Annotated in this window: 24 protein-coding genes; 9 read left to right on the top strand and 15 right to left on the bottom strand. The window is 55.8% G+C overall.

Translation table 11 applies throughout. The features are described from left to right. Positions 1-208 precede the first annotated feature (208 nt). Positions 209-370 (top strand): hypothetical protein, encoded by a 162-nt coding sequence (locus tag PJL69_RS11215; RefSeq protein ID WP_271309721.1) that lies wholly within the window; start codon positions 209-211, stop codon positions 368-370. A gap of 81 nt (positions 371-451) precedes the next feature. Here the strand turns inward: PJL69_RS11215 and PJL69_RS11210 are convergent, their stop codons facing one another. The 4 genes from PJL69_RS11210 to PJL69_RS11195 all read right to left on the bottom strand — a co-directional run bounded on the left by PJL69_RS11210 (position 452) and on the right by PJL69_RS11195 (position 4601). After that, the gene (locus PJL69_RS11210) at positions 452-967 is read right to left on the bottom strand and encodes a nickel/cobalt transporter (RefSeq protein WP_271309720.1); all 516 of its coding nucleotides are present in this window, start codon (positions 965-967) and stop codon (positions 452-454) included. 371 nt (positions 968-1338) lie between these two features. Next, the gene (locus PJL69_RS11205; protein ID WP_271309719.1) at positions 1339-2016 is read right to left on the bottom strand and encodes a DUF1007 family protein; all 678 of its coding nucleotides are present in this window, start codon (positions 2014-2016) and stop codon (positions 1339-1341) included. 268 nt (positions 2017-2284) lie between these two features. After that, a complete protein-coding gene (locus PJL69_RS11200) occupies positions 2285-3499 on the bottom strand; it encodes a GTP-binding protein (RefSeq protein ID WP_271309718.1) in 1215 nt (404 codons plus the stop codon). A 334-nt stretch (positions 3500-3833) separates the two neighbouring features. Continuing rightward, positions 3834-4601 carry a GNAT family N-acetyltransferase gene (locus PJL69_RS11195; protein WP_333781875.1) on the bottom strand — a complete coding sequence of 256 codons (768 nt, stop codon included), beginning with the start codon at positions 4599-4601 and terminating at the stop codon, positions 3834-3836. Between the two features lie 630 nt (positions 4602-5231). Between PJL69_RS11195 and PJL69_RS11190 the strand changes: the two genes are divergently transcribed. Together PJL69_RS11190 and PJL69_RS11185 are read left to right on the top strand one after the other, a co-directional pair. Then, positions 5232-8021 carry a bifunctional aconitate hydratase 2/2-methylisocitrate dehydratase gene (locus PJL69_RS11190; RefSeq protein WP_271309716.1) on the top strand — a complete coding sequence of 930 codons (2790 nt, stop codon included), beginning with the start codon at positions 5232-5234 and terminating at the stop codon, positions 8019-8021. 265 nt (positions 8022-8286) lie between these two features. Continuing rightward, on the top strand, positions 8287-8991 hold the full coding sequence (locus PJL69_RS11185) for an NAD(P)H-dependent oxidoreductase (protein ID WP_271309715.1): 705 nt from the start codon (positions 8287-8289) through the stop codon (positions 8989-8991). A gap of 58 nt (positions 8992-9049) precedes the next feature. Here the strand turns inward: PJL69_RS11185 and PJL69_RS11180 are convergent, their stop codons facing one another. Together PJL69_RS11180 and zapE are read right to left on the bottom strand one after the other, a co-directional pair. Further along, a complete protein-coding gene (locus tag PJL69_RS11180; RefSeq protein ID WP_271309714.1) occupies positions 9050-9961 on the bottom strand; it encodes a LysR family transcriptional regulator in 912 nt (303 codons plus the stop codon). A gap of 72 nt (positions 9962-10033) precedes the next feature. Next, positions 10034-11092 (bottom strand): cell division protein ZapE, encoded by a 1059-nt coding sequence (gene zapE, locus PJL69_RS11175; protein ID WP_271309713.1) that lies wholly within the window; start codon positions 11090-11092, stop codon positions 10034-10036. Between the two features lie 137 nt (positions 11093-11229). Between zapE and PJL69_RS11170 the strand changes: the two genes are divergently transcribed. Beyond that, positions 11230-12468, top strand: coding sequence for an MFS transporter (locus PJL69_RS11170; RefSeq protein WP_271309712.1), 1239 nt, complete (start codon positions 11230-11232; stop codon positions 12466-12468). 87 nt (positions 12469-12555) lie between these two features. On the opposite strand, the gene PJL69_RS11165 is transcribed toward PJL69_RS11170, so the two are convergent. From PJL69_RS11165 to PJL69_RS11155, 3 genes are all read right to left on the bottom strand, one after another. Next, positions 12556-13482, bottom strand: a complete 927-nt coding sequence (locus PJL69_RS11165; protein WP_271309711.1) for an ornithine cyclodeaminase family protein — start codon at positions 13480-13482, stop codon at positions 12556-12558. Beyond that, on the bottom strand, positions 13479-14105 hold the full coding sequence (locus PJL69_RS11160) for an HAD family hydrolase (RefSeq protein ID WP_271309710.1): 627 nt from the start codon (positions 14103-14105) through the stop codon (positions 13479-13481). The genes PJL69_RS11165 and PJL69_RS11160 overlap by 4 nt, the downstream gene beginning before the upstream one ends. Positions 14106-14189: 84 nt before the next feature. Next, positions 14190-15155 carry a DMT family transporter gene (locus PJL69_RS11155; RefSeq protein ID WP_271309709.1) on the bottom strand — a complete coding sequence of 322 codons (966 nt, stop codon included), beginning with the start codon at positions 15153-15155 and terminating at the stop codon, positions 14190-14192. Positions 15156-15354: 199 nt separating this feature from the next. Here PJL69_RS11155 and PJL69_RS11150 point away from each other — a divergent pair, with 199 nt between their 5' ends. Next, positions 15355-15948, top strand: a complete 594-nt coding sequence (locus PJL69_RS11150) for an SRPBCC family protein (protein WP_271309708.1) — start codon at positions 15355-15357, stop codon at positions 15946-15948. A 2-nt stretch (positions 15949-15950) separates the two neighbouring features. Here the strand turns inward: PJL69_RS11150 and PJL69_RS11145 are convergent, their stop codons facing one another. From PJL69_RS11145 to PJL69_RS11130, 4 genes are read right to left on the bottom strand one after another with little or no spacing between them, the layout of a single operon-like run. Beyond that, complete coding sequence (locus PJL69_RS11145; protein ID WP_271309707.1) at positions 15951-16400, bottom strand: YaiI/YqxD family protein; 450 nt, start codon at positions 16398-16400, stop codon at positions 15951-15953. Positions 16401-16417: 17 nt separating this feature from the next. Beyond that, positions 16418-17251 carry an S-formylglutathione hydrolase gene (gene fghA, locus PJL69_RS11140; RefSeq protein WP_271309706.1) on the bottom strand — a complete coding sequence of 278 codons (834 nt, stop codon included), beginning with the start codon at positions 17249-17251 and terminating at the stop codon, positions 16418-16420. Positions 17252-17287: 36 nt separating this feature from the next. Next, on the bottom strand, positions 17288-18217 hold the full coding sequence (locus PJL69_RS11135; RefSeq protein WP_271309705.1) for an AEC family transporter: 930 nt from the start codon (positions 18215-18217) through the stop codon (positions 17288-17290). A gap of 41 nt (positions 18218-18258) precedes the next feature. Continuing rightward, positions 18259-19149: a DMT family transporter gene (locus tag PJL69_RS11130; protein ID WP_271309704.1), complete on the bottom strand. Its 891-nt coding sequence runs from the start codon at positions 19147-19149 to the stop codon at positions 18259-18261. A 72-nt stretch (positions 19150-19221) separates the two neighbouring features. Between PJL69_RS11130 and PJL69_RS11125 the strand changes: the two genes are divergently transcribed. Both PJL69_RS11125 and PJL69_RS11120 read left to right on the top strand, forming a co-directional pair. Next, on the top strand, positions 19222-19569 hold the full coding sequence (locus PJL69_RS11125; RefSeq protein WP_271309703.1) for a winged helix-turn-helix transcriptional regulator: 348 nt from the start codon (positions 19222-19224) through the stop codon (positions 19567-19569). 127 nt (positions 19570-19696) lie between these two features. Continuing rightward, complete coding sequence (locus tag PJL69_RS11120) at positions 19697-20317, top strand: TetR/AcrR family transcriptional regulator (protein ID WP_271309702.1); 621 nt, start codon at positions 19697-19699, stop codon at positions 20315-20317. A gap of 71 nt (positions 20318-20388) precedes the next feature. Here PJL69_RS11120 and PJL69_RS11115 read toward each other — a convergent pair whose 3' ends face one another. Continuing rightward, positions 20389-21525 (bottom strand): S-(hydroxymethyl)glutathione dehydrogenase/class III alcohol dehydrogenase, encoded by a 1137-nt coding sequence (locus PJL69_RS11115; protein ID WP_209099167.1) that lies wholly within the window; start codon positions 21523-21525, stop codon positions 20389-20391. 183 nt (positions 21526-21708) lie between these two features. Here PJL69_RS11115 and PJL69_RS11110 point away from each other — a divergent pair, with 183 nt between their 5' ends. Then, the gene (locus tag PJL69_RS11110) at positions 21709-21978 is read left to right on the top strand and encodes an I78 family peptidase inhibitor (protein WP_271309701.1); all 270 of its coding nucleotides are present in this window, start codon (positions 21709-21711) and stop codon (positions 21976-21978) included. A 12-nt stretch (positions 21979-21990) separates the two neighbouring features. Here the strand turns inward: PJL69_RS11110 and PJL69_RS11105 are convergent, their stop codons facing one another. Continuing rightward, positions 21991-22428, bottom strand: a complete 438-nt coding sequence (locus PJL69_RS11105; protein WP_271309700.1) for a c-type cytochrome — start codon at positions 22426-22428, stop codon at positions 21991-21993. 344 nt (positions 22429-22772) lie between these two features. Here PJL69_RS11105 and PJL69_RS11100 point away from each other — a divergent pair, with 344 nt between their 5' ends. Continuing rightward, positions 22773-23120, top strand: a complete 348-nt coding sequence (locus PJL69_RS11100) for a DUF2794 domain-containing protein (RefSeq protein ID WP_271309733.1) — start codon at positions 22773-22775, stop codon at positions 23118-23120.

Raw genomic sequence — 23120 nt, 5'->3', positions numbered from 1 at the left:
AAATCACACAGCATTACAATAGCTTAAGAACCACCTGCGGGTGGCTTCTTGCGTTGCGCCGTACCAACTAGAAGCATAAGGGGCGACAGAGGGGAAAAACGGGGTTCTCTTAAGCCAATGCACCAAAATGTCTCTAAGCCTGATACGGACTGGTGGACCAATCTTTAATCTTCCTGACATGGCTGAGGCAGTGGGTGCTTGTTTGGCCATGAAACAAGATGTCACCGGTGTTATTGGAACTGAAGAGTTGGCAGAGCAGATCGCAGCTTTTGAAGCCATGGAGCATTCTGGCCAAGCCCAAAAGCGTTGTGCGGTCTCTGTCGATAAGGTGACAAGGCCAGTCAACACCTTCGAAGCGTATCAGCCTTAGGGCTGATAGGCCAAACGTCGCGACAAAATCTTGAGCCAAAAAATGCTGCAGGGAGTGGCTGCTCTGCGTGCCGGGGGGGCTCTATAATCGTATACCCAGCAGACCCAAGCTGAACAAAACGATCAGCGTTCCACCAATAATTTGCAACACAGGAAAGGCAGATGCGATGCTGGTGACCGAGCCTGAGGCTTGCAACGTGAGCCTCCTGAGCGAAGTGCTCGACAATGCTACGACGCCTGTGAGTGCGGCTGTGCCCAGTCCCATAACCACCACAGCCAATGCTCCGGCGAATTTGAAGTCCATTTGCCAAGCAATGACAAGCAAGAAAATTGCCCCTGTGCATGGGCGGATGGCGATCGACAAAACAAGAAGTGTGCCCTCTTTCAGCGAGGTGATGTTTGCGGCCTGTTCGGGCGTGGGGCCATGTGCGTGCCCACACCCGCATGCATCGGAATGGGGGGAGCTGTGATGATGTCCAGCGTGTGCATGGGTTGTTTTTGGCAGAGCTTTGACACCGCGAAAAACAAGCGCAAGACCAACACAAGAGATCGCAATATAGCTCATTGGGGCGAGGATATTTTCTGCCCAGCCGGTCATTTGATGGGCGCCTGTTTCCAGTAGCAGAAACCCGCCATATACAAGGCCAATGGCCCATAGAGATTGTGCGATGCTCGCCACGAAGGCGAGGCCCACAAGACGGGCGGATGAGATCGCGCTCGCGAGGCCGACGCCACCCACCAGATACTTGCCGTGGCCTGGTCCGAGTGCATGGACAAACCCATATGCAGCTGTGGCGCTGAGCAGGGCAGCATAGGCCCCCGGTTCTCCCATTTTTAAAGCACGAATTGTGGTGGCCATTTGGTTTTGGAACCCTCTTTGGGCTTCAGCAGCCCAAACAGAAAGCGCGGTTGTATCCGCGACCATAAACGCCGCGATCGCCAAGATGCTCAAAAGACATGCCGCCAAAATTACTCGCATTTTACGACGATCCGATCTGCAAAATCTGCCCCAACATTTGGAATAAGAGGCGTTTCTTCACGATTTAGCAATGCAAGCGCTGCTTGCAGGCTCTTATTTTGAACATCAGACTTGAACGGGATCATTTCCGCTGTGCAGCTGTCTGAGTTTCCAATTAAGTTTGGTGGATTTGTGAGCCTAAAGGCAAAGAAATATGTCGATTCATAAAACGCCACCTCGAATGGGACTGTTGACGGCTCAATGGCGTCTTTCAGTGCGCGACGAAATGTGAGCTGCAGGCGCCCATCGATCAAGTGCGCATCTAAGTCGGTCGGCCATTCCAATGGGATTGCCAGGCCACGGCGCGTGAGGTGCGCTGAACCACTAAAATCCAGCGGCCATTTGCTTCTGAGGCGTACAAGCTCTTGCCGGTCACTTTCATCAAGTTTTCCCTCTGAATTCAATGACATCCCGTAAGAAGAGAGGATGTAAAGCGTTTCGAAGTCATCATAGAGCCATGTCACGTTTAGAGCGGATAATTGGTTTTGAGCGTCGAAAACAAAATCGACGCCACCGTCAATGTAAACGTGTGGATGTGAATGCGCTGGAACCGGAAAAAACACTGCTGAATAGGCCATCGTCACAATCAAAATGAGTGTGTGGCGCCATTTTCGAAAGTGATTCTTCATCTTTCTGTCCATGGAAATGTTGTCTTTTGACTTTATGTTGGGTCTGCACACAAGCTTAGGTGATCTTTCCAGTGTCTACCAACCTTTTGCGTTACCACTTTGTGTTCCCGTCACTGCAAGGCGCAGCGATGCAAAGCGCCATAACGCTAAAGTTATGGGGGTTTAGCAGGCTGCAGTCCTTCCACGTGATGGAGAAGGTTCCGCAGATTCTCCGCTTTTATAGCGCGAGGCGCATTGCAACTTTGAAACAGTCACGCCTGTCGATGTGTCATGCGACCTCTTCAATCCGGCGCCAGCTGGGGAAAGGGTCAGGCAAATCCAAAGGCAGGGATTCAGGGCCATCTGCCATGACAATCGGAACCAGGCAAGCGTCCAGTCGTGCCTTCAGTGATGGCCAATCTATGCCTGCGCCAATGAAAACTAATTCTTGACGTCGATCGCCCCAGGGCGCGACACAGTGCTGTTCAAGATAGGTGCGTGCCGAAGCATGGTCAGGCCAACGTTCTTGTGGAACTGCCGCCCACCAAGTTCCCAAAGGCTGTACACTTGACAATGCGCCAGCCAGTGAAAACTCAGCAACCCAATCTGGTCGTGTTGCGATCCAGAAATGGCCTTTTGCACGAATAACGCCTTCCAGTTCACCATTGAGGACAGCGAGGATTTTTTCCGGAATAAACGGTTGGCGTGCACGGTAGACAAAGCTTGCAACTCCGTATTCTTCTGTTTCTGGCACATGGTCAGCAAAACCGTAAAGCTCTTTGGCCCACATTGGATGCTCATGTGCTTTGTCGAAATCAAATGAACCCGTGTTCAAGATTTTGTCTGCAGCCACATCGGAGTGGTTGGTTTCTATAATCTCAGCATCTGCGTTTAGGCTGCGGATAATTTTACGTGCGGCGTCCCGCTGTTCTGGAGTGGCGTCGCCGACTTTGTTCAAAACGACCACATCTGCAAATTCGATCTGGTCTGTCAGCAGATGAACCAAGGTGCGCTCGTCTTCTGTGCCAGTGACTTCACCGCGGTCTTTTAAGAAATCGTGGCTTGAAAAATCTTTTAAGAGATTGACCGCATCTACGACCGTGACCATCGTATCAAGGCGCGCCACATCAGACAGGCTTTCGCCATATTCGTCCCGAAAATCAAAGGTGGCTGCGACTGGCAGAGGTTCTGCAATCCCAGTGGATTCGATCAACAGATAGTCAAAACGTTTTTCCGCAGCAAGGCGGCGAACCTCTGCGAGCAGATCGTCGCGCAATGTACAGCAGATACAGCCATTTGACATTTCCACGAGCGTTTCTTCTGTGCGGCTGAGTTCCGTGTCTGCACGAACAAGGTCGGCATCGATGTTCACCTCTGACATGTCATTCACGATCACAGCCACGCGCCTGCCTTCGCGGTTATTCAGAACGCGATTGAGCAAGGTCGTTTTGCCTGCACCAAGAAAGCCAGACAGAACGGTTACCGGAAGACGCGCATCATGCATTGAAATTCCTCATGGGTTGGGGCCGGCTGGGGTAATGCACGTTTGCGCTTCTTTATCGGGGTGCGCAGTTCTGTGAGGCAGGTTGCATGCCTGCAGGTAGTCAACCACCTGCATACGCTCAGTTTAACTGCCAAGAGAACTTGAGGGCCTTACCTTTTGGGCTGTTCGCTAGGGGTCGCAGAATCAAATATGTTATAACATAACGATTTGCAAGGTGATTTCTTAAGGTAAGTGCTCGGTGCGCTCTGCGAAGAACTTCGTAAGTTTTTGCTCGTGCTACGCTACCCTACACTGTGATCGCAGATGATCTGTGGGACGCCTAACTCAGGTGCCTCTAATGCATGAGCTTTTGATCTAGAAGGCTCAAAGGGCGCAAACATCTGCCAAGGGCTGGCCACCAAATCCATGTTCCGCCGAGAGGTCTCAACTTAGCGCCAGTCCCGAGTTTGAAACGTGCCAGCCCCGGTGCATGCTCCGTCGATACGCCGCCCAAATCCAAGTGGGTCACACCTTTAGAAGCCAGCCAATTCACCGCCTGCCACATAAGTAGATTGTGCGCTGACAAAGCGCGGCCTTCGGGCGTCGTATAGCTGATGTGGTAAGTGGCGCTTCTTCCATGCTTCAGGAAGAGCATGGCCGCTACCGGTGTTTTCCCGTCAAAAGCGGAAAAGAGCTTAGCATCGCCGGTATTGGCCTTTGCATACGCCAAGGTAAGGGCGTCGGACCAGCCGGTATAACCGCGTTCACTCTGCTGTTTTTGGTTGTTTTGCAGCAGCCATTGATCAGGCTTTTGTGTCATGTTTTGCCGCGTGATGCGAAGGCCTTGACGCTCGGCAAAGACCAGCCTGTTCCGCCATTTTTGATTGAGACCCGCACGCAGATCTTCTGTCAGAGAGAGCTCTGCGATGTACTGCGGCGTCATAATCGGTACCGCGCCGAGTTTTCCGAGCCATTTGGACGGCGTGTCAGGGTTTAGGATCAATATGTCCTTACCTAGGTGCTGACGCTTTCGGGCCGCGCGGATTAGATCTGGCAAGGTTTCTGGGGAAAGTTGGGCCCGTGGCAGCATAGCCAATGAAACCCCGGCCTGTTTCCGGCGCAATATCAGCGTGCCATCTTCGAGCGTAGAGGTGCGAGTTTGTGTCAAAGCGAGGGCTTTGCGGTAGGCATCGCTTTGCTGAAGTGGCGTGAAAGGCATTTCTGGGCAGGCATCAAACATGTCGGCATTAACGCATCTGAAACCTAAATCATGGTTAATAAAGTTATGAGAATTTCAAAACAAACCCGTGTTTATGGTCAAATGGCGCCCAGTGCCAAATGGACAAAGTCAGCAGCTTTGCTGCTTGCGACAGGTCTTTCTGTGCCGGTTTTTCTGATCCTTTCTGTGATTGAGTGGCTATGGCTATAGAGCGGCCTCATGCCGTTTTAGTTGCGCGCGCGATGTGGGCGCACAATATCTGCGCAATAAGATCACCTAAAAAGCTGTATCAACACGGCCTAAATCGCAGCCACTCACGTTCACAGCTGCGTGTGAAAAGCCAGTGTCGGTTACGTATTTTTAGGTCGATTGGCCTAGTTCAGGTCGTGTTTTAGGCATATTGTGACTTCAGTGGTCCTTGTAACTGAGCCTTACTTGGTATACATCGGCATACAAAGAGCGCTGCAGGGCGCGCTGACTCGTTTCAGCACCCTGTGCTCTCGCTTCTTCTAACGCTTACTCGTCAGGATAGCCATGAGCCTTTATACGGATTACCTAGCTGAAATCGAAACGCGCAAAGAGCAAGGTTTGAGCCCCAAACCAATCGATGCGGGAGATCTCGTCGCGGAACTGATCGATCTGATCAAGGATGCGGAAAATGATGCGCGTGAAGATGCGTTGAACTTCTTCATTTATAATACGCTGCCGGGTACAACCAGCGCTGCAGGCGTTAAGGCTGAGTTCCTTAAAGAGATCATTCTTGGTGCGGCACAAGTTGCAGAAATCAGTGCTGAGTTTGCCTTCGAACTCTTGTCTCACATGAAGGGCGGCCCATCTGTACGCGTGCTTCTCGATCTCGCGCTGGGTGATGACGCGTCCGTGGCACAGCCAGCTGCAGAGGTTCTGAAGACACAGGTCTTCCTATATGAAGCGGATACTGACCGTCTGGAAGAAGCCTACAAAGCAGGCAACGCGATCGCCAAGGAGCTTCTCGAGAGCTACGCCAAAGCAGAGTTCTTCACCAAGCTGCCTGAGGTTGAAGAAGAAATCAAAGTGGTGACCTATATTGCTGGCATCGGTGATATTTCCACCGACCTGCTTTCGCCAGGTGCCGAGGCACACTCGCGTGCTGACCGCGAACTGCACGGCAAATGCATGTGTTCCCCCGAGGATCAGGTTGCCATTCAAGAACTGCAAAAGCAGCATCCTGATGCCCGCGTTATGCTGATTGCTGAAAAAGGCACCATGGGTGTTGGTTCGTCCCGTATGTCTGGTGTGAACAATGTTGCGCTGTGGACCGGTAAAAAAGCATCTCCATACGTGCCGTTCATCAACATCGCCCCTGTTGTTGCAGGCACAAACGGCATTTCTCCGATCTTCCTGACCACTGTTGGTGTGACCGGCGGCATCGGTATTGATCTGGATAACTGGGTCAAAAAGACAGACGCCGATGGCAATGTCGTTGTCGATGAAGATGGCGAAGCGGTTCTGGAAGAAGCCTATTCCGTGGCGACTGGCACAGTGTTGACCATCAACACCAAGACCAGAACTCTGCAAGACGCTGACGGCAATGTGCTGAAAGATGTTTCTGCTGCGTTCACTCCCCAAAAGGTGGAGTTCATGAAGGCTGGCGGTTCCTACGCCGTGGTCTTTGGTAAGAAGTTGCAGACATTCGCAGCAGCGGCACTTGGTCAGGAACTGAAGTCCGCCTATGCCGCGTCCAAGGAAGTGTCCGTCGAAGGGCAGGGTCTGACCGCTGTTGAAAAAATCTTCAACCGCAACGCGTTGGGCACCACGCCAGGTGCCACGCTGCATGCTGGGTCGGACGTACGCGTAAAGGTGAACGTGGTTGGCTCTCAAGACACCACTGGTCCAATGACGGCTCAGGAACTTGAGGCAATGGCGGCCACCGTGATTTCTCCGTCAGTGGATGTGGGCTATCAATCCGGCTGTCACACCGCATCTGTTTGGGACAAAAAGGCCCAAGCGAACATCCCTAAGCTTATGAAGTTCATGAATGACTTCGGCCTGATCACTGCGCGTGACCCTAAGGGCGAATACCATTCCATGACGGACGTGATCCACAAGGTGTTGAATGACATCACAGTGGACGACTGGGATATCATCGTCGGTGGTGACAGCCACACGCGTATGTCCAAAGGTGTGGCCTTTGGTGCCGACTCTGGAACCGTTGCTCTGGCGCTGGCGACTGGTGAGGCTGCAATGCCAATCCCTGAATCGGTGAAAGTGACCTTTAAAGGTCAGATGGCCGATCACATGGACTTCCGTGATGTGGTTCACGCCACACAGGCACAGATGCTCAAGCAGCATGGTGACAACGTGTTCCAAGGCCGCGTTATCGAAGTTCACATCGGTACGCTGCTGGCTGACCAAGCCTTCACCTTCACCGACTGGACCGCAGAAATGAAGGCGAAAGCCTCCGTTTGTATCTCCAACGACGACACGCTCGTCGGGTCGCTGGAACTCGCAAAGTCGCGTATTCAGGTGATGATCGACAAAGGCATGGAAAACGCGGCAGGCACTCTGCAAGGTCTGCTGGACAAAGCGGATGAGCGCATTGCTGAGATCCAGTCCGGCGCAAAAACTGCGCTGACACCAGATGCCAATGCGAAGTACTTCGCTGAGGTTGTTGTTGATCTGGGCGAAATCGTTGAGCCAATGATCGCGGACCCTGACGTCAACAACGACGATGTGTCCAAACGCTATACCCACGATACAATCCGCCCAGTGTCTTACTACAACGCGGACAAAAAGGTGGATCTGGGTTTTGTCGGTTCCTGTATGGTACACAAAGGCGACATGAAGATCGTTGCCCAGATGCTGAAAAATCTGGAAAAGGTGAACGGTAAGGTCGAGTTCAACGCACCTTTGGTTGTGGCTGCACCGACTTACAACATCATCGACGAGTTGAAAGAAGAGGGCGATTGGGAAATCCTGCAGCGCTATTCTGGTTTCACCTTTGATGACATGTTCCCAAAAACCCAGGCCCGCACTGAGTATGAGAACATTCTCTATCTTGAGCGTCCTGGCTGTAACCTGTGCATGGGTAACCAGGAAAAAGCCGCGAAAGGTGACACGGTTCTGGCAACCTCGACCCGCTTGTTCCAAGGTCGTGTGGTGGGTGACTTGCCTGAGAAGAAAGGCGAAAGCTTGCTGGCGTCCACACCAGTTGTGGTGCTGTCCGCAATTCTGGGACGCACGCCAACTCTGGAAGAGTATAAGGCCGCCGTCGAAGGGATTGATCTGACCAAGTTCGCTCCTCCCCTTCAGGTGCCTGCAGACACCAAGTCGGCGCACTTCTAAATAGATTGAACGGGCAACATCTTAAGCAGATGTTGCCCGTTTCTTTTTGGGGCGCGCGACGTAGGAGTTTCCAATGCTTCGCGCAGGCGACACGCGTGATCCTTGAAAGGTCGTGTCGCATGATTGGCTGCCGCAAGCGATGCAGGTCCAGCGATGATGCCACCCAATTATATGCGCAGCACGAATTCTCTTTTACCGTACCGCCAGCTAATACTCTGACGGCCCTTCTCTTATGTGAACCCAACCAGTTTCTCGGAGAGAAGATATGAAAGACATCACTGAAACCGCACGCACACAGGCTGAAATCATCGAGGCCTTTAAGTTTCGCCATGCCTGCAAGGTGTTCGATCCCGAACGCAAAATTGATGACGCGTCCTTTGATACGATACTGGAAGCTGCGCGGCTGTCGCCCACCTCCTTCGGTCACGAGCCCTTTAAAATTCTGATGATTCAGTCGCAGGAAAAGCGCGAACTGTTCCGCGAATTCTCCTGGGGTGCAAATGGCATGATGAATGGCACTTCGGGCCAGTTGGGCACCGCGAGTCATTTTGGCATCATTCTGGCGCACACCGCTGAAACAATGACTGCAGGCTCTGACTATCTGCAAAACTTCTATCGGACCGTGAAGCAGTTGCCAGATGAGGTGATCGAGATCTTCAACGGTGCATACGGGAAGTTCCAAGACACCGATCACCACATTAAGACGGATCGTGAAATTGCAGATTGGTCTGGAAAACAGGCCTATATTGTATTGGCAAACATGATGACAGCCGGTGCGCTGCTCCGGATTGATTCCTGCCCGATTGAAGGGTTTGATATGGCGCTGACTTCCGAGGTGCTGCAAGAGCATTTCGGCGTCGATCCAAAACGCTACAAGCCTGCGGTCATGTTCGCTTTTGGCTATCGCGCTGATGAGCCGCAATTCGACAAAACCCGCCGCACAATGGAAGAGACAGTGAGCTGGTTCTAAGCATTTAAACACATCCTCGTTGGAAGTGTCGCAGCCGCGCCCTTAATAGGGCGCGGTTTCACGTTTTTTGGGGCCAGACAGGTGCTCGGCCGATTTCAGAAATCAAGAAATCCATGAAAACACGCACTTTCGGTGAAAGCGCATTGGCTTTGGGATAAACCAGCCAGATCACCGATCCATCTGAAATTTCGTAGTCCGGCAACACATGTACCAAAGCCCCGGATTCCAGCTCTTTATGCACACACCACATAGAGTTGATGGAGATGCCCGCACCGGCAATTGTCGCAAGCTTTTGGCTCAGGCCATCGTCAAGAATGATGCGGCTTTTCGCTTCTTGAGGGGCGAAGCTGGCAGTCTGGCCATTTTTCCCCAAGAGCGGTCGCGCGTCCTGATTGGCAAAAGCGATCAGCTCATGGGACTTAAGGTCGTCGGGTGTTTGTGGCACGCCACGTGCCTTAAGATAGCTGGGCGCAGCGCACAGAATGCGCTGATCATCCGCCAACTTTCGCCCCTTCAGGCTGGTATCTTCCAGCGCTGAATTGCGGATCGCCAAGTCAAAGCTGCCCTCGATCAGGTCGAATCGACTGTCGGAAAGGCGAAGGTCCAATGTGATGCCCGGAAAACGCTCAAGAAATTTGTGGAGTATCGGGACAATGTAGATCTGAGAAAAGGTACTGGACGCCGTGAAGCGCAGGGTTCCAGTTGGGGTTGCCTGACCGCGTCCCAGAGCTGCAAGGCCTGCTTCCTCTTGTAAAAGCATTTCGCGGGCGTAGGGCAAAAACTCAGCGCCCTCTAGAGAGAGTGCCACCTTACGTGTTGAACGGTGTAGTAGATCTGCGCCCAACGAGTGCTCTAATTTTGCAAGGCGTGCACTTGCCACAGCGGGGGCCAAACCAAGCTGCCGCCCAGCTGCGCTTATGTTGAGCTTTTCTGCGGCAAGAACAAAAAGACGCAGGCTGTCAGTGTCCATCGTGTGACAATTCGCTGTGTAACTGGAGGTGTCACACAGAGATGGCGGCTTTTGCCGAGATGCGCAATCGGTTTATTTTCCCCAGTCTGCGTCCTGCATCTCTCGGAGACGGGATGCTGTGCGTTCAAACTCGAATGTGCCTTCGCCTTCCAGATACAGCATTTCAGGCTCGGCGGCTGCAGAGCAAATGAGACGCACGCGTGCTTCGTAAAGCGCATCAATGAGGGTGACAAAACGTTTGGCTTCATTGAAGTTTGTGCGGCTTAGGGCCGGTATGTCTTCAAGGATCAGAACCCGCACGGCGTTCGCAATGGCAAGGTAATCACCTGGCCCGAGCATTTTGCCACAGAGATCAAAGAAACTGGCGCGGGCGACGCCATTTCGGAAAGCGGGCAGCGTCACCTCTCGACTTTTGACTGTCAGTATAAGGGGCTCGGCCTCTCCTCCTGTAAGATCTTCCCAGATGGACCGGATTTGTGCCCGCGCTTCGGTGCCTGCTTGCACGAAATACACTTGATTGCCGGCCAGACGATTTTGTCGGTAGTCTACTGGGCTGACCAACTCCCAAACCCGCAGTTGCTCTTTGATTATGGCAATAAAAGGTAGGAATAACTGGCGGTTGAGACCGTTCTTGTAGAGATCGTCTGGGATGCGGTTGGACGTCGTTACAACCACGACACCTGCGTTAAACAGCTTTTCGAACAGGCGCCCAACGATCATTGCATCTGTGATGTCGGTGATCTGCATTTCATCGAAAGCCAGAACTCGAACGCTCTCGGCAACCGCCGCCGCCACAGGTTGGAGCGCGTCTTCGACTCCTTTTGACCGGGCTTGGTGCATGGCCTCATGGATTTCTTGCATGAAGGCGTGAAAATGAACGCGCCGGACAGGAACAGAGAGGCTGTCGACAAATAGATCCATGAGCATGGACTTGCCGCGCCCAACACCTCCCCAGAGATACAGACCTTGAACGGGTTCTCTGACTGATTTGCGGAACCAGCTTTTTTTCGTTGGCTTTGCAAGCGCGGCTCTTATGCGCTCCAGCTCCGGTAAAACGGCGGTTTGCGCGTCATCAGGCGTGAGGGTGCCGTCAGCAACTTTGACGGCGTAAATCTCTGGCAAACTTGTCATATTGTTGGGTGTAGCCAATTGCAGCGTAAAGGAAAAGTGGGCTCGTATTCGAAGCTTTGATCGTAGGGCAAACAAATACTGAATTGTGCATTTTACTTCAGATGTGCAGTATGTTTGATGCGCAACAGGAGAAGCCCATGCCGCAGAAAACCCCGCTTATGACCCCTGTTTTGATTGTGGGGTGTGTCATCATTCTGGTGAGCTTTGCCATTCGGGCGAGCTTTGGGGTGTTTCAGATACCGATTGCTGAGGAATTTGGCTGGCTGCGCAGTGAATTCTCACTGGCGATCGCGATTCAGAATCTGGCGTGGGGCATTGGGCAGCCAATTTTTGGTGCAATTGCGGAGAAAATCGGCGACCGTAAGGCGGTCATCATCGGAGCTTTGACCTATGCGGCGGGGCTTGTTTTATCGTCTTTTGCAGTCACGCCACAAGCGCATCAAATGTATGAAGTCCTTGTAGGATTTGGGATCGCGGGCACAGGGTTTGGTGTGATTCTCGCCGTTGTGGGGCGGGCAAGTTCGGACGAGAACCGCTCTATGTCTTTGGCGATAGCGACGGCGGCTGGGTCTGGTGGGCAGGTGTTTGGCGCGCCGATGGCGGAGTGGATGCTAAGCTTTATGAGCTGGCAGGAAACCTTCCTGATCTTTGCGGTCGCGATTGTTGGGGTTCTGGCGCTGCTGCCGATGATGCGGGCGCCGGTTTTGCCTAAGGCGGGTCTGCAGGAGAGCATGGGGGCGATCCTCGGAAAAGCGTTGCGAGACCCGTCTTACACATTGATTTTCCTTGGGTTTTTCAGCTGCGGATATCAGCTTGCCTTTGTGACAGCGCACTTTCCAGCGATGATCACTGAGATGTGCGGGCCGATTGTGGCGGGGAGTATGCTGGCCAATATGGGGGTGACCTCGACCTCGGCGTTGGGGGCGGTGGCGATTTCGCTGATTGGTCTGGCCAATATTGGCGGCACTTTGCTGGCGGGTTGGGCTGGCAAGCACTACTCAAAAAAGTATTTGCTTGCAGGTGTTTACACGGGGCGCACCATCGCGGCGGCGGTGTTTATTCTGATGCCGATCACCCCAATGAGCGTGATTGTCTTCTCTGTGGTGATGGGGGCGCTGTGGCTGGCGACGGTGCCTCTGACTTCTGGTCTGGTCGCGCATCTCTATGGGCTGCGCTATATGGGGACGCTGTACGGAATTGTCTTTTTCTCTCATCAGCTTGGCAGCTTTCTGGGCGTCTGGCTGGGCGGGCGGATGTATGACTTGTACGGTGATTACACAGCGGTTTGGTGGGTTGGCGTCGGCGTTGGCGCGTTCAGCGCGATCGTGCATTTGCCGATCCGCGAGAACCGCACGCCTGTTGCGGCCGCCGCTTAGGCAAATTAACCAAATTTTGGCACGTCGGTATTGCGTCGGTATCGCGACTGTATTGCATAGGTGCCAAATTTGGAGGGGTGAGAAAGGTTACCCAAGCGTGCGTTGCGCGGCCTGCCACTGCTCCAGAATGTAGCGGCTGGTCATCAGATCGAGATGCGCCCCTCCGCCGTTCTTGAAGAGGGTGATCTCTGTGTCGGAGTGCCGCTGAAATTTGTCGAGCGCATAAAAATCGGCCAGCACGTCTTCGCGTTTGATTGCGGCTTCGGTGAGTGGGATCTTCAGCTCGCCGATGTGATCAAGCGTTGTCTCGTAGCTGTCGACAAATAGGCGCGCGCGTTGGAGCGTGGTGTCATCGGCCTCGCGCATGTCGGGGCGATAGGCGCCGATTAGGTCGATGTGTTGACCCGGCTGCAACCAGTCTCCGCGCAGTGTTGGCTCTGAGGTCATTGTGGCCGAGGTGATGATGTCGGCTTTGCGCACCGCTGTTTCGAGATCTGTAGCAACAGAAAGACCGTCGATTTCAGACGCCATTTTTTCGGCGTTGGCTTTGGTGCGATTCCAGACGGTGAAATCAGCCTGCGGAAATGCGGCGCTGTAAGCGGCATGAAGATTGCGCCCCACCGTTCCGGCCCCGATGATGAGAATGTGACGGCTGTCTGGGCGGGCCAATCGGCGGGCGGCCAGAAGGCTGTCGCCAGCGGTTTTCCATTTGGTGACGAGGTGAAAATCGATCAGTGCGGACAATGTGCCGATCGTGTCGTCAAACAGAGTGACGGCCCCATTGATCATGGGCACATCTGATGCCGGGTTTCCCGGAAACACAGTTGCAGACTTCACCGCGATGCCAAGACCATCAATCCAGGCCTGTCGTTGCAGCAGCGTGTCCTCCCCGCGATAGAGCAGGCTGTCAGAGATTTCGGCCCGCGGGAGGGCATGACCTGCTGCAAGCGCGTCGGTGAGGCCAAGCCAGTCGATGTGCTTTTCGCCGTCTTCAAAGGAGATATACGGAATCATTGCGCAGCCTCTTGGGCGGTCAACAGCCCCTCTGCGACCAAGCGATCTGCCCAGCCCTGTGGGTGCGCAAAAAGGTGGGTCTGCCAGCCACGCGCGGCGGCAGCGGCGATGTTGTCGGCGCGGTCGTCCGTGAAGAGCAGCTTGTCAGGCGCGATGCCGCTGTCGGCCTCGACATGAGCGTAGATTGCGGGATCAGGTTTGATCAGCTTGAGGCGCCCAGAGACGTATTCGCGGTCAAAGCGGTTGAGGAATGGATAGACCGCCTGTGACATTGGGAAGTTGTCGTGGCCAAAATTCGTGAGCGTGAAAACGGTGACGCCTTTGTCGACGAGTGCGTTCAGCAGGCGGACGGAGTGGGGGATGGCGGGAGCTGCGAGATCGTTCCAGTTGTCATTCCACATCCGCAGTTCCGCTTCATACTCTGGGTATTGCGGGACCAGACTGTCGATCATGGCGGGTAGGGAAGCACCGGCATCAATCGCTTCATGGTGGCGGTGAATCTCGGTGTCGGCAAAGAAGGCTTTGCGACGGGCCGCGCCGACGGTGCGGTCGTAGAAATTCTCTGGCTGCCATTCGATCAGGACGTTGCCGATGTCAAAAATTACGGCCTCAATTTGCGACATGGTGTTCCCCTGTGTGCATGTTTTGCGCTGACCGTAGAGCGCTGTCGCAGAGAGGGGAACTTGATTTTATCTGGTCGCGTTAAATTAGCGCCGTGTGCGCGGCCGATCCGGTGTGGGCACAACATCCAGCTTGGTTTCCCGCCAGAACACAAACAGGCCGCTGCCAATGATAAGCACCATGCCAAGCCAAGTGGCAGGGGCTGGCCATTCGCCAAAGATGAAGATCCCGGCCAGCACTGCGATGGGCATGGCAACATATTCCAGCGGTGCGATCAGGCTGGCTTCTGACAGGCGATAGGCTTGCGAGATGAAGAAGCCGCCCCCCGCGCTGGCGATGCCCAGAAACACGAGGAAGGGCCAGTCGCCGGCGTCGGGTGTGTGCCACGCACGCAGCAGGAATTGCAGCATCTCGCCGCCTTTGTGTTCCCAGGTGCCATGACCGAGTGTCGCGCCGACAGTTGCGGACACCACCACAAAAACCAGTTGAATATAGACCGACATGGTGGCGGCGCTTTCGGTGCTGCCGATTTTGCGGGTGAGCACATGCAAGAGTGCATAGGCGACGGCCGCCAGAATTGGCATGAGCAGCGCCGCGTTGAAACCCTCCGCACCGGGGCGCACCATGATGAGCACGCCAACCATGCCGAGGCTGACAGCAAGCAGGCGGCGGGGGCCGATTTTTTCCCCCAGCAGGAGTGCCGAAAAGGCGGTGATCAGCAGCGGGGACACAAAGAACACGGCAACCGCATCTGCCAGAGGCAAAACGGACAGGCCGAGGAAAAACAGCGTGTTGGCCGCGACAACACAGAAGCCGCGCAGCATATGCATGCCCAAACGCTTCGTGCGCAAGACGCCAAACCCACCTTGCAGCGGAACAATGATAGCCAGAAGGATCGCCAAACCAATCAGCGACCGGATCAGAATGATCTGGTGCAGCGCATAGTCGCCGGACAGAAATTTGATCGTCGCGTCGTTGATTGAAAAGAAGATCACGGCGATCAGGGCCGAAAGTGGCCCAAGGGGCAGGCGGTGTGATGTGGGTTTGGTCATGGGGGTAGTTGGACTGAACACATGTTCAGTGTCTAGAGCAAAAGCGACCAAAGCTGCCTAGGGCGTCGTGTTCCTGAGTTTATGGCGTTCTGTTGTCGGCGTTCTTGAAAAAATTGACTTTATTTAAAGATATTTAGATGAAGATTTTCGTTGAAGCGGCGTTTTTCAGGCGCTGGAAAGTCTTTTAGAGCGAGATCACATGGATACTACTGTGCAGCGGCAGCCAAAGCGTGAGCAGCGTTTGGCGCAATTGCGTGCAACGCTGCGGTCGTTGGCCGCGCAGGAAAGGGCGCTTGGCACTGTGGGCGAAGGCCCTGCCTATACCTACAATCGCATCTGCAAGGTCTCTTGCGATCTTGTTTGGAAAGCCTGGAGCACGCCTGCGCTTTTGGCGCAGTGGTATGGGCCGGGTGTGCATACGATGATCCATGCGTTTGACCTGCGCCCCGGTGGGCTGTGGCTGAGTGAGATGCGCTGGAATGGGCGGTCAGATTTTAGCCGTATAACGTTTGAAGAGGTCGAAGCAGGCGCGCGCCTGACGTGGCTGCATCAGTCCTCAGACGCGGAATGGAGAGCGCTGCCAAGCGCAGTGATGCCGGATTGGCCACAAAGGCTGCGGAGCACGCTGACCTTGGCAGAGCATGGTCGCGGCACCATGCTGCAGCTTGTTCAGGAACCGGTGGATGCGTCAGCGGCGGAGCGCGCCTGTTTTGCCCAAATGCGGGCCGGCCTGGACAGCGGCTGGAGCAGAGGGTTTGACCATATGGAGCAGCTGCTGACCAGGCGGACCTAGGATCAGCGCTGGGCCGCGCGCAATTCACGCTCCAGCGCATCCAGAAAGCGAGAGCGATCCGCTTTGCTGAAGCCTTTGCCGCCGCCCTGACGGAAGGGATCGGCCGCGCGCAGATCCGCCATCAGATCGCGCGTGGCGAGCACATTGCCGATGTTGGCCGCCGTGAGCGCTTCCCCGTTGTGTTTGAGCACGCGGGCGCCCGCCTCGACGCATTTTGCAGCCAGGGGGATGTCGCCGGTGATGACGACATCGCCTGTCTTTGCGCGATCAGCGATCCACATGTCGGCCACATCCGGGCCTTCGGGCACAATCACGTTTTCCACCAGCGGGTTCTGGCTGGGCCGGAGACCGCCGTTGGACACCACGTAGATTTTGACCTTGTGCCGGGTGCCGACGCGCTCGACCTCTGCTTTCACAGGGCAGGCGTCGGCATCCACGTAAATCGCTGTCATGTTGGCGCTTTCTGTTCTTAGCCTGCGTAGAGCGCTTCGGCGTGGAAGGCGATATGCTCTTCCATGAAGGTCGAGACGAAGAAATAGCTGTGGTCGTAGCCTTTCTGCAGACGGAAGCTGCCTTCCTGACGGCGGGCGGTGGCGGCCTCGGCCAGGGCTTCGGGGCGCAAGAGGTCGATGAACTGATCGGCGGTGCCGGTGTCCACGAGCACGGGGCCGTCAAAGCCTTTCTCGCGCATCAGGAGCGTGGCGTCATGGCCTGCCCATGCGGCTTCGTCCGCGCCAAGATAGGCGGAGAGCTGTTTGCGGCCCCAGTCGGCAGCGGTTGGGTTGCAGATCGGCGCAAAGGCAGACACTGAGCGGTAGCGGCCCGGCAACGCCATGGCCAGCGTCAGGGCGCCGTGACCGCCCATGGAGTGGCCCATGATGGATTGGCGTGACATGTCGAGCGGGGCGTATTCCTGCAGGAAGGACGGCAGCTCTTCGGAGATGTAATCCCACATGTTGAAATGTGGGGCCCATGGTTTTTGCGTGGCATTGACATAAAAGCCTGCGCCCTGACCCAGATCATAGGCGGCATCATCGGCCACACCTTCGCCGCGCGGAGAGGTGTCCGGAAACACAAGCGCCACGCCTTGTTCTGCGGCCCATTGTTGTGCGCCGGCTTTGACCATGGCGTTTTCATGGGTGCAGGTGAGACCGGAGAGATACCAGATCACCGGAACGGGGCCATCTTTGGCTTCTTCGGGCAGAAACAGGCCGAAGGTCATTTCGCAATGGGTGGTGTGTGCGTTGTGTGTATATACGCCCTGTGTGCCGCCAAAGGCGCGGTTTTCAGAGATCATTTCCATGGGTGGGGCTCCTGCCAAACGGTTTGCGCCAAAATGTCAGAACTGGCTGACCCATGCAATGACCAGAGACACGGTTGCGATGGAGGCAATCGTGGAAAACAGAATGGCTGCGGATGCGCGATGCGGGGCAACGCCGTAGTGCTGCGCCAGCATGTAGACATTGCCCGCGACAGGCAGGGCGGCGGCGGCGATCACGACGCTTGCGGAATAAGGGTCGATTGGCAAAATCCAAAGGACTGCAATGGCCACAAACAGCGGGTGCAGCACCAATTTGGCAAAGCTGAGCCACAACGCGACGCCCGCGCGTTCGGCGGATTTTGAGGCCAGCGAAGCCCCGATTGCAAACAGCGCTCCCGGGGTTGCGGCACCGCCCAGTATAGCCAGAAATTCATTGACGGGCGCAGGAATTGGCAAGGCCAGCGCGGACCAGACAAAACCAAGCGAAATCGCGACAATCATCGGATTGCGGATAAGCCCTGCGGCGACTGTGCGCAGAATGGACAGGTTCATGTTGCCGTCTTTGGATCCGGTAATCAGGATCACAATCAGGCTGGAAAACACAATCAGATCTACCGCAAGAACCAGCATCACCGGGCCAATGGCTTCTGGGCCCATCAACAATGTGAGCATGGGCACACCTAGGAAACCGACGTTGCCAATTGTGGCGCATTGGGCCTCGACCGCTGCTGTCGCGATGTCTTGTTTGCGCAGCATCGCGACCAGTGTGGCGAGCCCGTAGACAGCGCAGCATCCCAGCAAATACGCCCCCATCAGGCGCCAGTTCAGAACCTCTGCGAGGCTGAGATTGGCCGCAAACCGAAACAGCATCGCTGAAAGGGCAAAGTAAAACACAAATTTTGTGAGATAAGCGGTGGCTTCTTCTGAGAAGAAACGCGTGCGCCCGGCCCAGTAGCCAAGGCCAATGAGCGCAAAAAACGGCAGTGTTTTCAGAAAGATTGCCAACATGGCCAAGGCTTAACAGGTTTGGCGCGGGTGGCAAGGGCGGCCTAAAGCAAGGCGATGACCGCGGTGCCCGACACGGCGATCATTGCGCCGAGGATCGCCACAGGATGGGGGGGCACTTTTTCTTTCACCCAGAGGATCGGCAAGATCAACACGGGGGACAATGCGCCCAACGTTGCTGCGATGCCCGCATCCAGACGCGCAAAGGCAAACAGCAGCAGAGAAGAGGCCACAATGTAGCCAATGACGCCAGGCAGGACCGTTACCCCCAGCAACGCAGGCGTGAGCGGGGCGTGTGGTTTCATAGCTTTGGCCGGCACGCACGCGATGACGGAAATCAGGAGCGCGGCACCCAGTAGGCGCAGGGCGGTGGCCGCGATTGGCGTTAAGCCCGCTTCAAGCGCGGGTTTCATGGCCAGAAAGCCCGCCCCCTGCAAAGCCGTGGCCACCACGCCCAGCCCGAGAATATGCAACAGAGGTGCCGCGCTGGCATCACTTTGGGATTGCGTGTTGGTGCCAAAGACAATGGCGATGCAGACCCCGATCAGGGTGATCGCGGCGCCGAGGATATCCGTTGGCGCGGGGATTTCTTGTAACCAGACAAACGCGATGCCGCCCACAATCGGTGCTTTTAGGGACAGCAGCAGCTCTGTCCGCCGTGGGCCCCCTCTGCGCAGGCACGCGATCATGGCGAGATTGCCCAGCAGGATGCCGAATACACTGCTGAACACAAAGGCGGGCCAGAACTGCCACGGGATGGTGTGCCAGTGCCCCAGTGCGGTTGTGAGCGCAGCGGCAAGCAGGCCGCAGGCGATCAGTTGGATGTGGGTGAAGGCGAAGGCCCCCAGTTGTTTGGCGGGGCTTTGGGCAATCACAATGCCGCTGGCCCAGCCAAATGATGCGCCGAGTGCTGCAAGAATGGGAAGAAGAGGCATGACAGGGCTCGTTGGAATCGCTACACTTTTGGTAGCAATAATGCGCTACCAAAAGTGTAGCAAGGGGAATTCATGACACATCCTGTGCCAACGCCCGGCCAACCTGTACGTGGTTCAAAAACGGGCAAACCGATTATGGCGTTGTTTGACCTGCTGGGGCGCAGTTGGGCGCTTGGGGTTGTGTGGCAATTGTCAGAGGGCGGGCTGACGTTTCGCGCGTTACAGGCGCGTTGCGAACAGGTGTCGCCAACGGTGTTGAACAGACGGCTCAAAGAGCTGATGGCCAGTGGTTTGGTACAGCGCGGCGATGCGGGATATGAATTGAGTGACACTGGCCACGCGCTGTTTGCCCTGTTGGCCCCATTGGGTCCCTGGGCACAGGCGTGGGCGCGGGGGCTGGAGGACGCTGGCAAAGACTAGGGGTGGTTCCTGAATGTCGGTGTGCTTGATAGGCATGCCGAAACAAGTTTCGTCATCAGGCTTGCCGCAAGGGAAACCAGCGGTGTAGTGTCTTGGCGCACGCCAGCCCGGAGGTCCGCACAGCCAGATGAACACCCAGACAGCCATCATCCGACAGGGGCGTAAATTCGCACAGGTTCTGGAGCACGCGCGCCGGTTGTTCATGCAGCATGGTTTTGAAAGCGTGAGTATGGATCACATTGCGCAGGCGGCGCAGGTGTCTAAGGCGACGCTTTACAACTATTTTCCAGACAAGCGGATGCTGTTCATGGAGGTGGCCCGCCGCGAATGCGAGGAGCAGGCTGAACAGCTTGAGGCCAAGGTGGATGATGCGCAACCGGTGGCCGATGTTCTGCGTGTGGTGGGGCGCGGGCTCATGGGGATCATTCTGTCGGAATTCGGGCGCAATATGTTCCGGGTCTGTGTGTCAGAGGTGGATCGGTTTCCGGAGATTGGTCAGCAGTTTTATGCCTCTGGACCGGAGCTTTGCCGCAATCGGCTGACGGAGTTTTTTCAAGAGGCGGAGGCGCGCGGGGAGCTGTCTGTGCCGGATCCCGGTTTGGCGGCCGATCAATTTGAAGAGCTCTGCAAGGCAGGGTTGTTTCTGCGCCAGGTGACTGGGGTGCAAACACGGTTTACCCAGGAAGAGGTGGACTATGTGGTCGATGGCGCGGTGGAGATGTTCATAGCACGCTATGGGGTGCGCTAGGGGGCGCGTTTTGTAGGCCAAAAGCAAACGGGTCGCCGTAGCGACCCGTTGTGGTGTTTATTGAGAGCGGCTTAAAATTCAACAACTGCGCGAATGGACTTGCCTTCGTGCATCAGGTCGAAGCCGTGGTTGATCTCATCCAGCGTCAGTTTGTGGGTGATCATCTCGTCGATCTCGATTTTGCCGTCCATGTACCAATCGACAAACTTGGGCACGTCGGTGCGCCCCTTGGCCCCCCCAAAGGCGGTGCCTTTCCAGACGCGGCCGGTGACCAGTTGGAACGGACGGGTGGAGATTTCAGCGCCGGCAGGCGCCACGCCGATGATCACAGAGACGCCCCAACCGCGGTGGGAACATTCCAGCGCGTCGCGCATGACCTGCACATTGCCAGTGGCGTCGAAGGAGTAATCCACGCCGCCAAACTGATCTTTCTCAGTTTTGGTCAGCTCGATGATTGCCTCGGTGACCGACTGGCCTTCGGGCAGTTTGGATGGGTTCACGAAGTGGGTCATGCCAAACTTCTTGGCCATTTCGGCTTTGTCGTCGTTCAGATCGACGCCGATGATCATGTCGGCACCGGCCATGCGCAGGCCCTGAATGACGTTGAGGCCAATGCCGCCGAGGCCAAAGACCGCAGCAGAAGAGCCGAGCTCCACGCCAGCGGTGTTGATCACCGCGCCAATGCCGGTGGTGACGCCGCAGCCGATGTAGCAGATTTTGTCAAACGGCGCGTCGTCGCGCACTTTGGCGAGTGCGATTTCCGGCAGAACCGTGTGGTTGGCAAAGGTCGAGCAGCCCATGTAGTGGTAGATCGGCGTGCCATCCAGCATGGAGAAACGCGTGGTGCCATCGGGCATGAGGCCCTGGCCTTGCGTGCCACGGATTGCGGTGCAGAGGTTGGTTTTGCCAGACAGGCAAGCGTGACATTCGCGGCACTCAGGCGTGTAGAGCGGGATCACGTGATCGCCGGGTTTCAGCGTGGTGACGCCCTCGCCGACTTCCACCACAACACCTGCGCCCTCGTGGCCGAGGATGGAGGGGAAGAGACCCTCGGGATCCGCGCCGGAGCGGGTAAATTCATCGGTGTGGCACAGGCCGGTGGCCTTGATTTCCACCAGAACCTCACCCGCCTTGGGGCCTTCGAGGTTCACTTCCATAATTTCCAGCGGCTTGCCGGCTTCTAGCGCGACGGCGGCACGGGTACGCATCATCTTGCTTATCCTCCATGATTTGCTGAGAGCGTGGTTGAATCTGGCGCGCTATGCAACCTTAATGGCGACGTCGCAAGCCCGAATTACGCCACATAGCGTTGCGCCGCTGAGCAGGGTAAGGCCAAGCATGTTGCTGTGCACGGATCTGGGCGACGAAAAAAGGACGAACGGAGTGATCAAATGCGAATGATGGGCTTGATGGCCTTGTGCCTTACGGCGCTGGTGGCCTGCAAAGGAGATGAAACGGTGAGCTTAGGCAGTACAAAGTGTGATCCGGATGCCTTTGCCTTTCTGATTGGGCAAGACAAAAGCGCACTTGAAGGGGTGACAACCCCGGAAGTGGTGCGTGTTCTGAGCGAAAATTCCGCTGCGACCATGGATTTCGTTCAGGAGCGTCTGAACGTGATTCATGACGAGAGTGGCAAGATCGTCAAGATCACCTGTGGCTAAACGCGGCAAACATTAATTTTTCTTGGCACGGTAGTTCTTGTGGCAGGCACGGCAGGTTCCGCCCACCGCGCCGAGCGTGTCTGCCAGCGCTGCGCGGTCTTTGAAATCGAGCGCTTTCGCAGTGGTTTGCAGTTTGTTGGCCTGCGCGCCGAAATCATCCCAGTTTGCCCAGATCGCGGGCAAGGCTTCGGATTTCGGATCGCTGGCCTGCGGTTCAAAGAGCGCAGTGATTTTGCTGGAATGCAACACTAGGGTGTCGCGTGCCATGCGGGCTTTGGCCTGATGGAGGGGCGTTTCATTTTTCGCCATGCTGACCAGCGTTTTGAACGCGCCGCTGATCTGTTCCATGCCCTGCATCCGCGCCATGACCTGCGGATCTTTTACCCCATTGTGCGCGTAGGCCATGCCTGCGGTGAGGGTCACGAGGGTCAGAGCAAATGTGCGATGCATGGCGAAATCCTTAGATGTGGCTGCGCTCAGTTAAAGTCGAAGCGCTGGGCAAGACAAGGATAAGCCGTCCGCCTATCAGGGGAGGTCACAGTGATTTGAATGTGCTGGGGTATGAAGGCTTTTGGGGAAGTGCCCCCCGACGACGCAGACTGGGTGGGGGCAATTAAGCCGCGTCGTCGGGAGTAGCGTATTTAGTCGCTATGCCCATACATTCGCATTTGGCTTGGGCGAAAAGAGGAAGGCGGCGTGGCCTTTTGCAGGAGAAATTGCGGCACAACTGTGGCGTCGGGGCGGGAGGGCGTGCAGGGCTTGATTTTGCCTCCAAAGAGCGCAAGTCTAAACGCATGAATGCCCAGCCTCCTACCGCCTTGCACCCGTCTTTTAAACCGCCGCAGCAGGTTGCGTTTCACCGCACCGAATTGATGCTTATTCTGGGCCTATATGGCCGTATGGTCGCCGCTGGAGAGTGGCGCGACTATGGGATTTCGTCACTCAAGGAAGTGGCGGTGTTTTCTGTTTTCAGGCGTACCGCAGAAAACCCGCTGTATCGGATCGAAAAGCGCCCGAAGTTGCGCAACAAGCAGGGGCTTTATGCGGTGATAGGGATGGACGGTCAGGTGCTGAAACGTGGCCATGACCTCAAGACCGTGCTGCGTGTGCTGGAGCGCAAGCTGATCCGCGCGGTGGATTGA

Origin of the sequence: Shimia sp. MMG029 (assembly GCF_027947445.1) — a bacterium.
In the GTDB taxonomy this organism is placed as follows: Bacteria; Pseudomonadota; Alphaproteobacteria; order Rhodobacterales; family Rhodobacteraceae; genus Shimia.
Note: the sequence above shows the minus strand (reverse complement) of the source record. Positions and strands in the feature narration are given on the sequence as shown.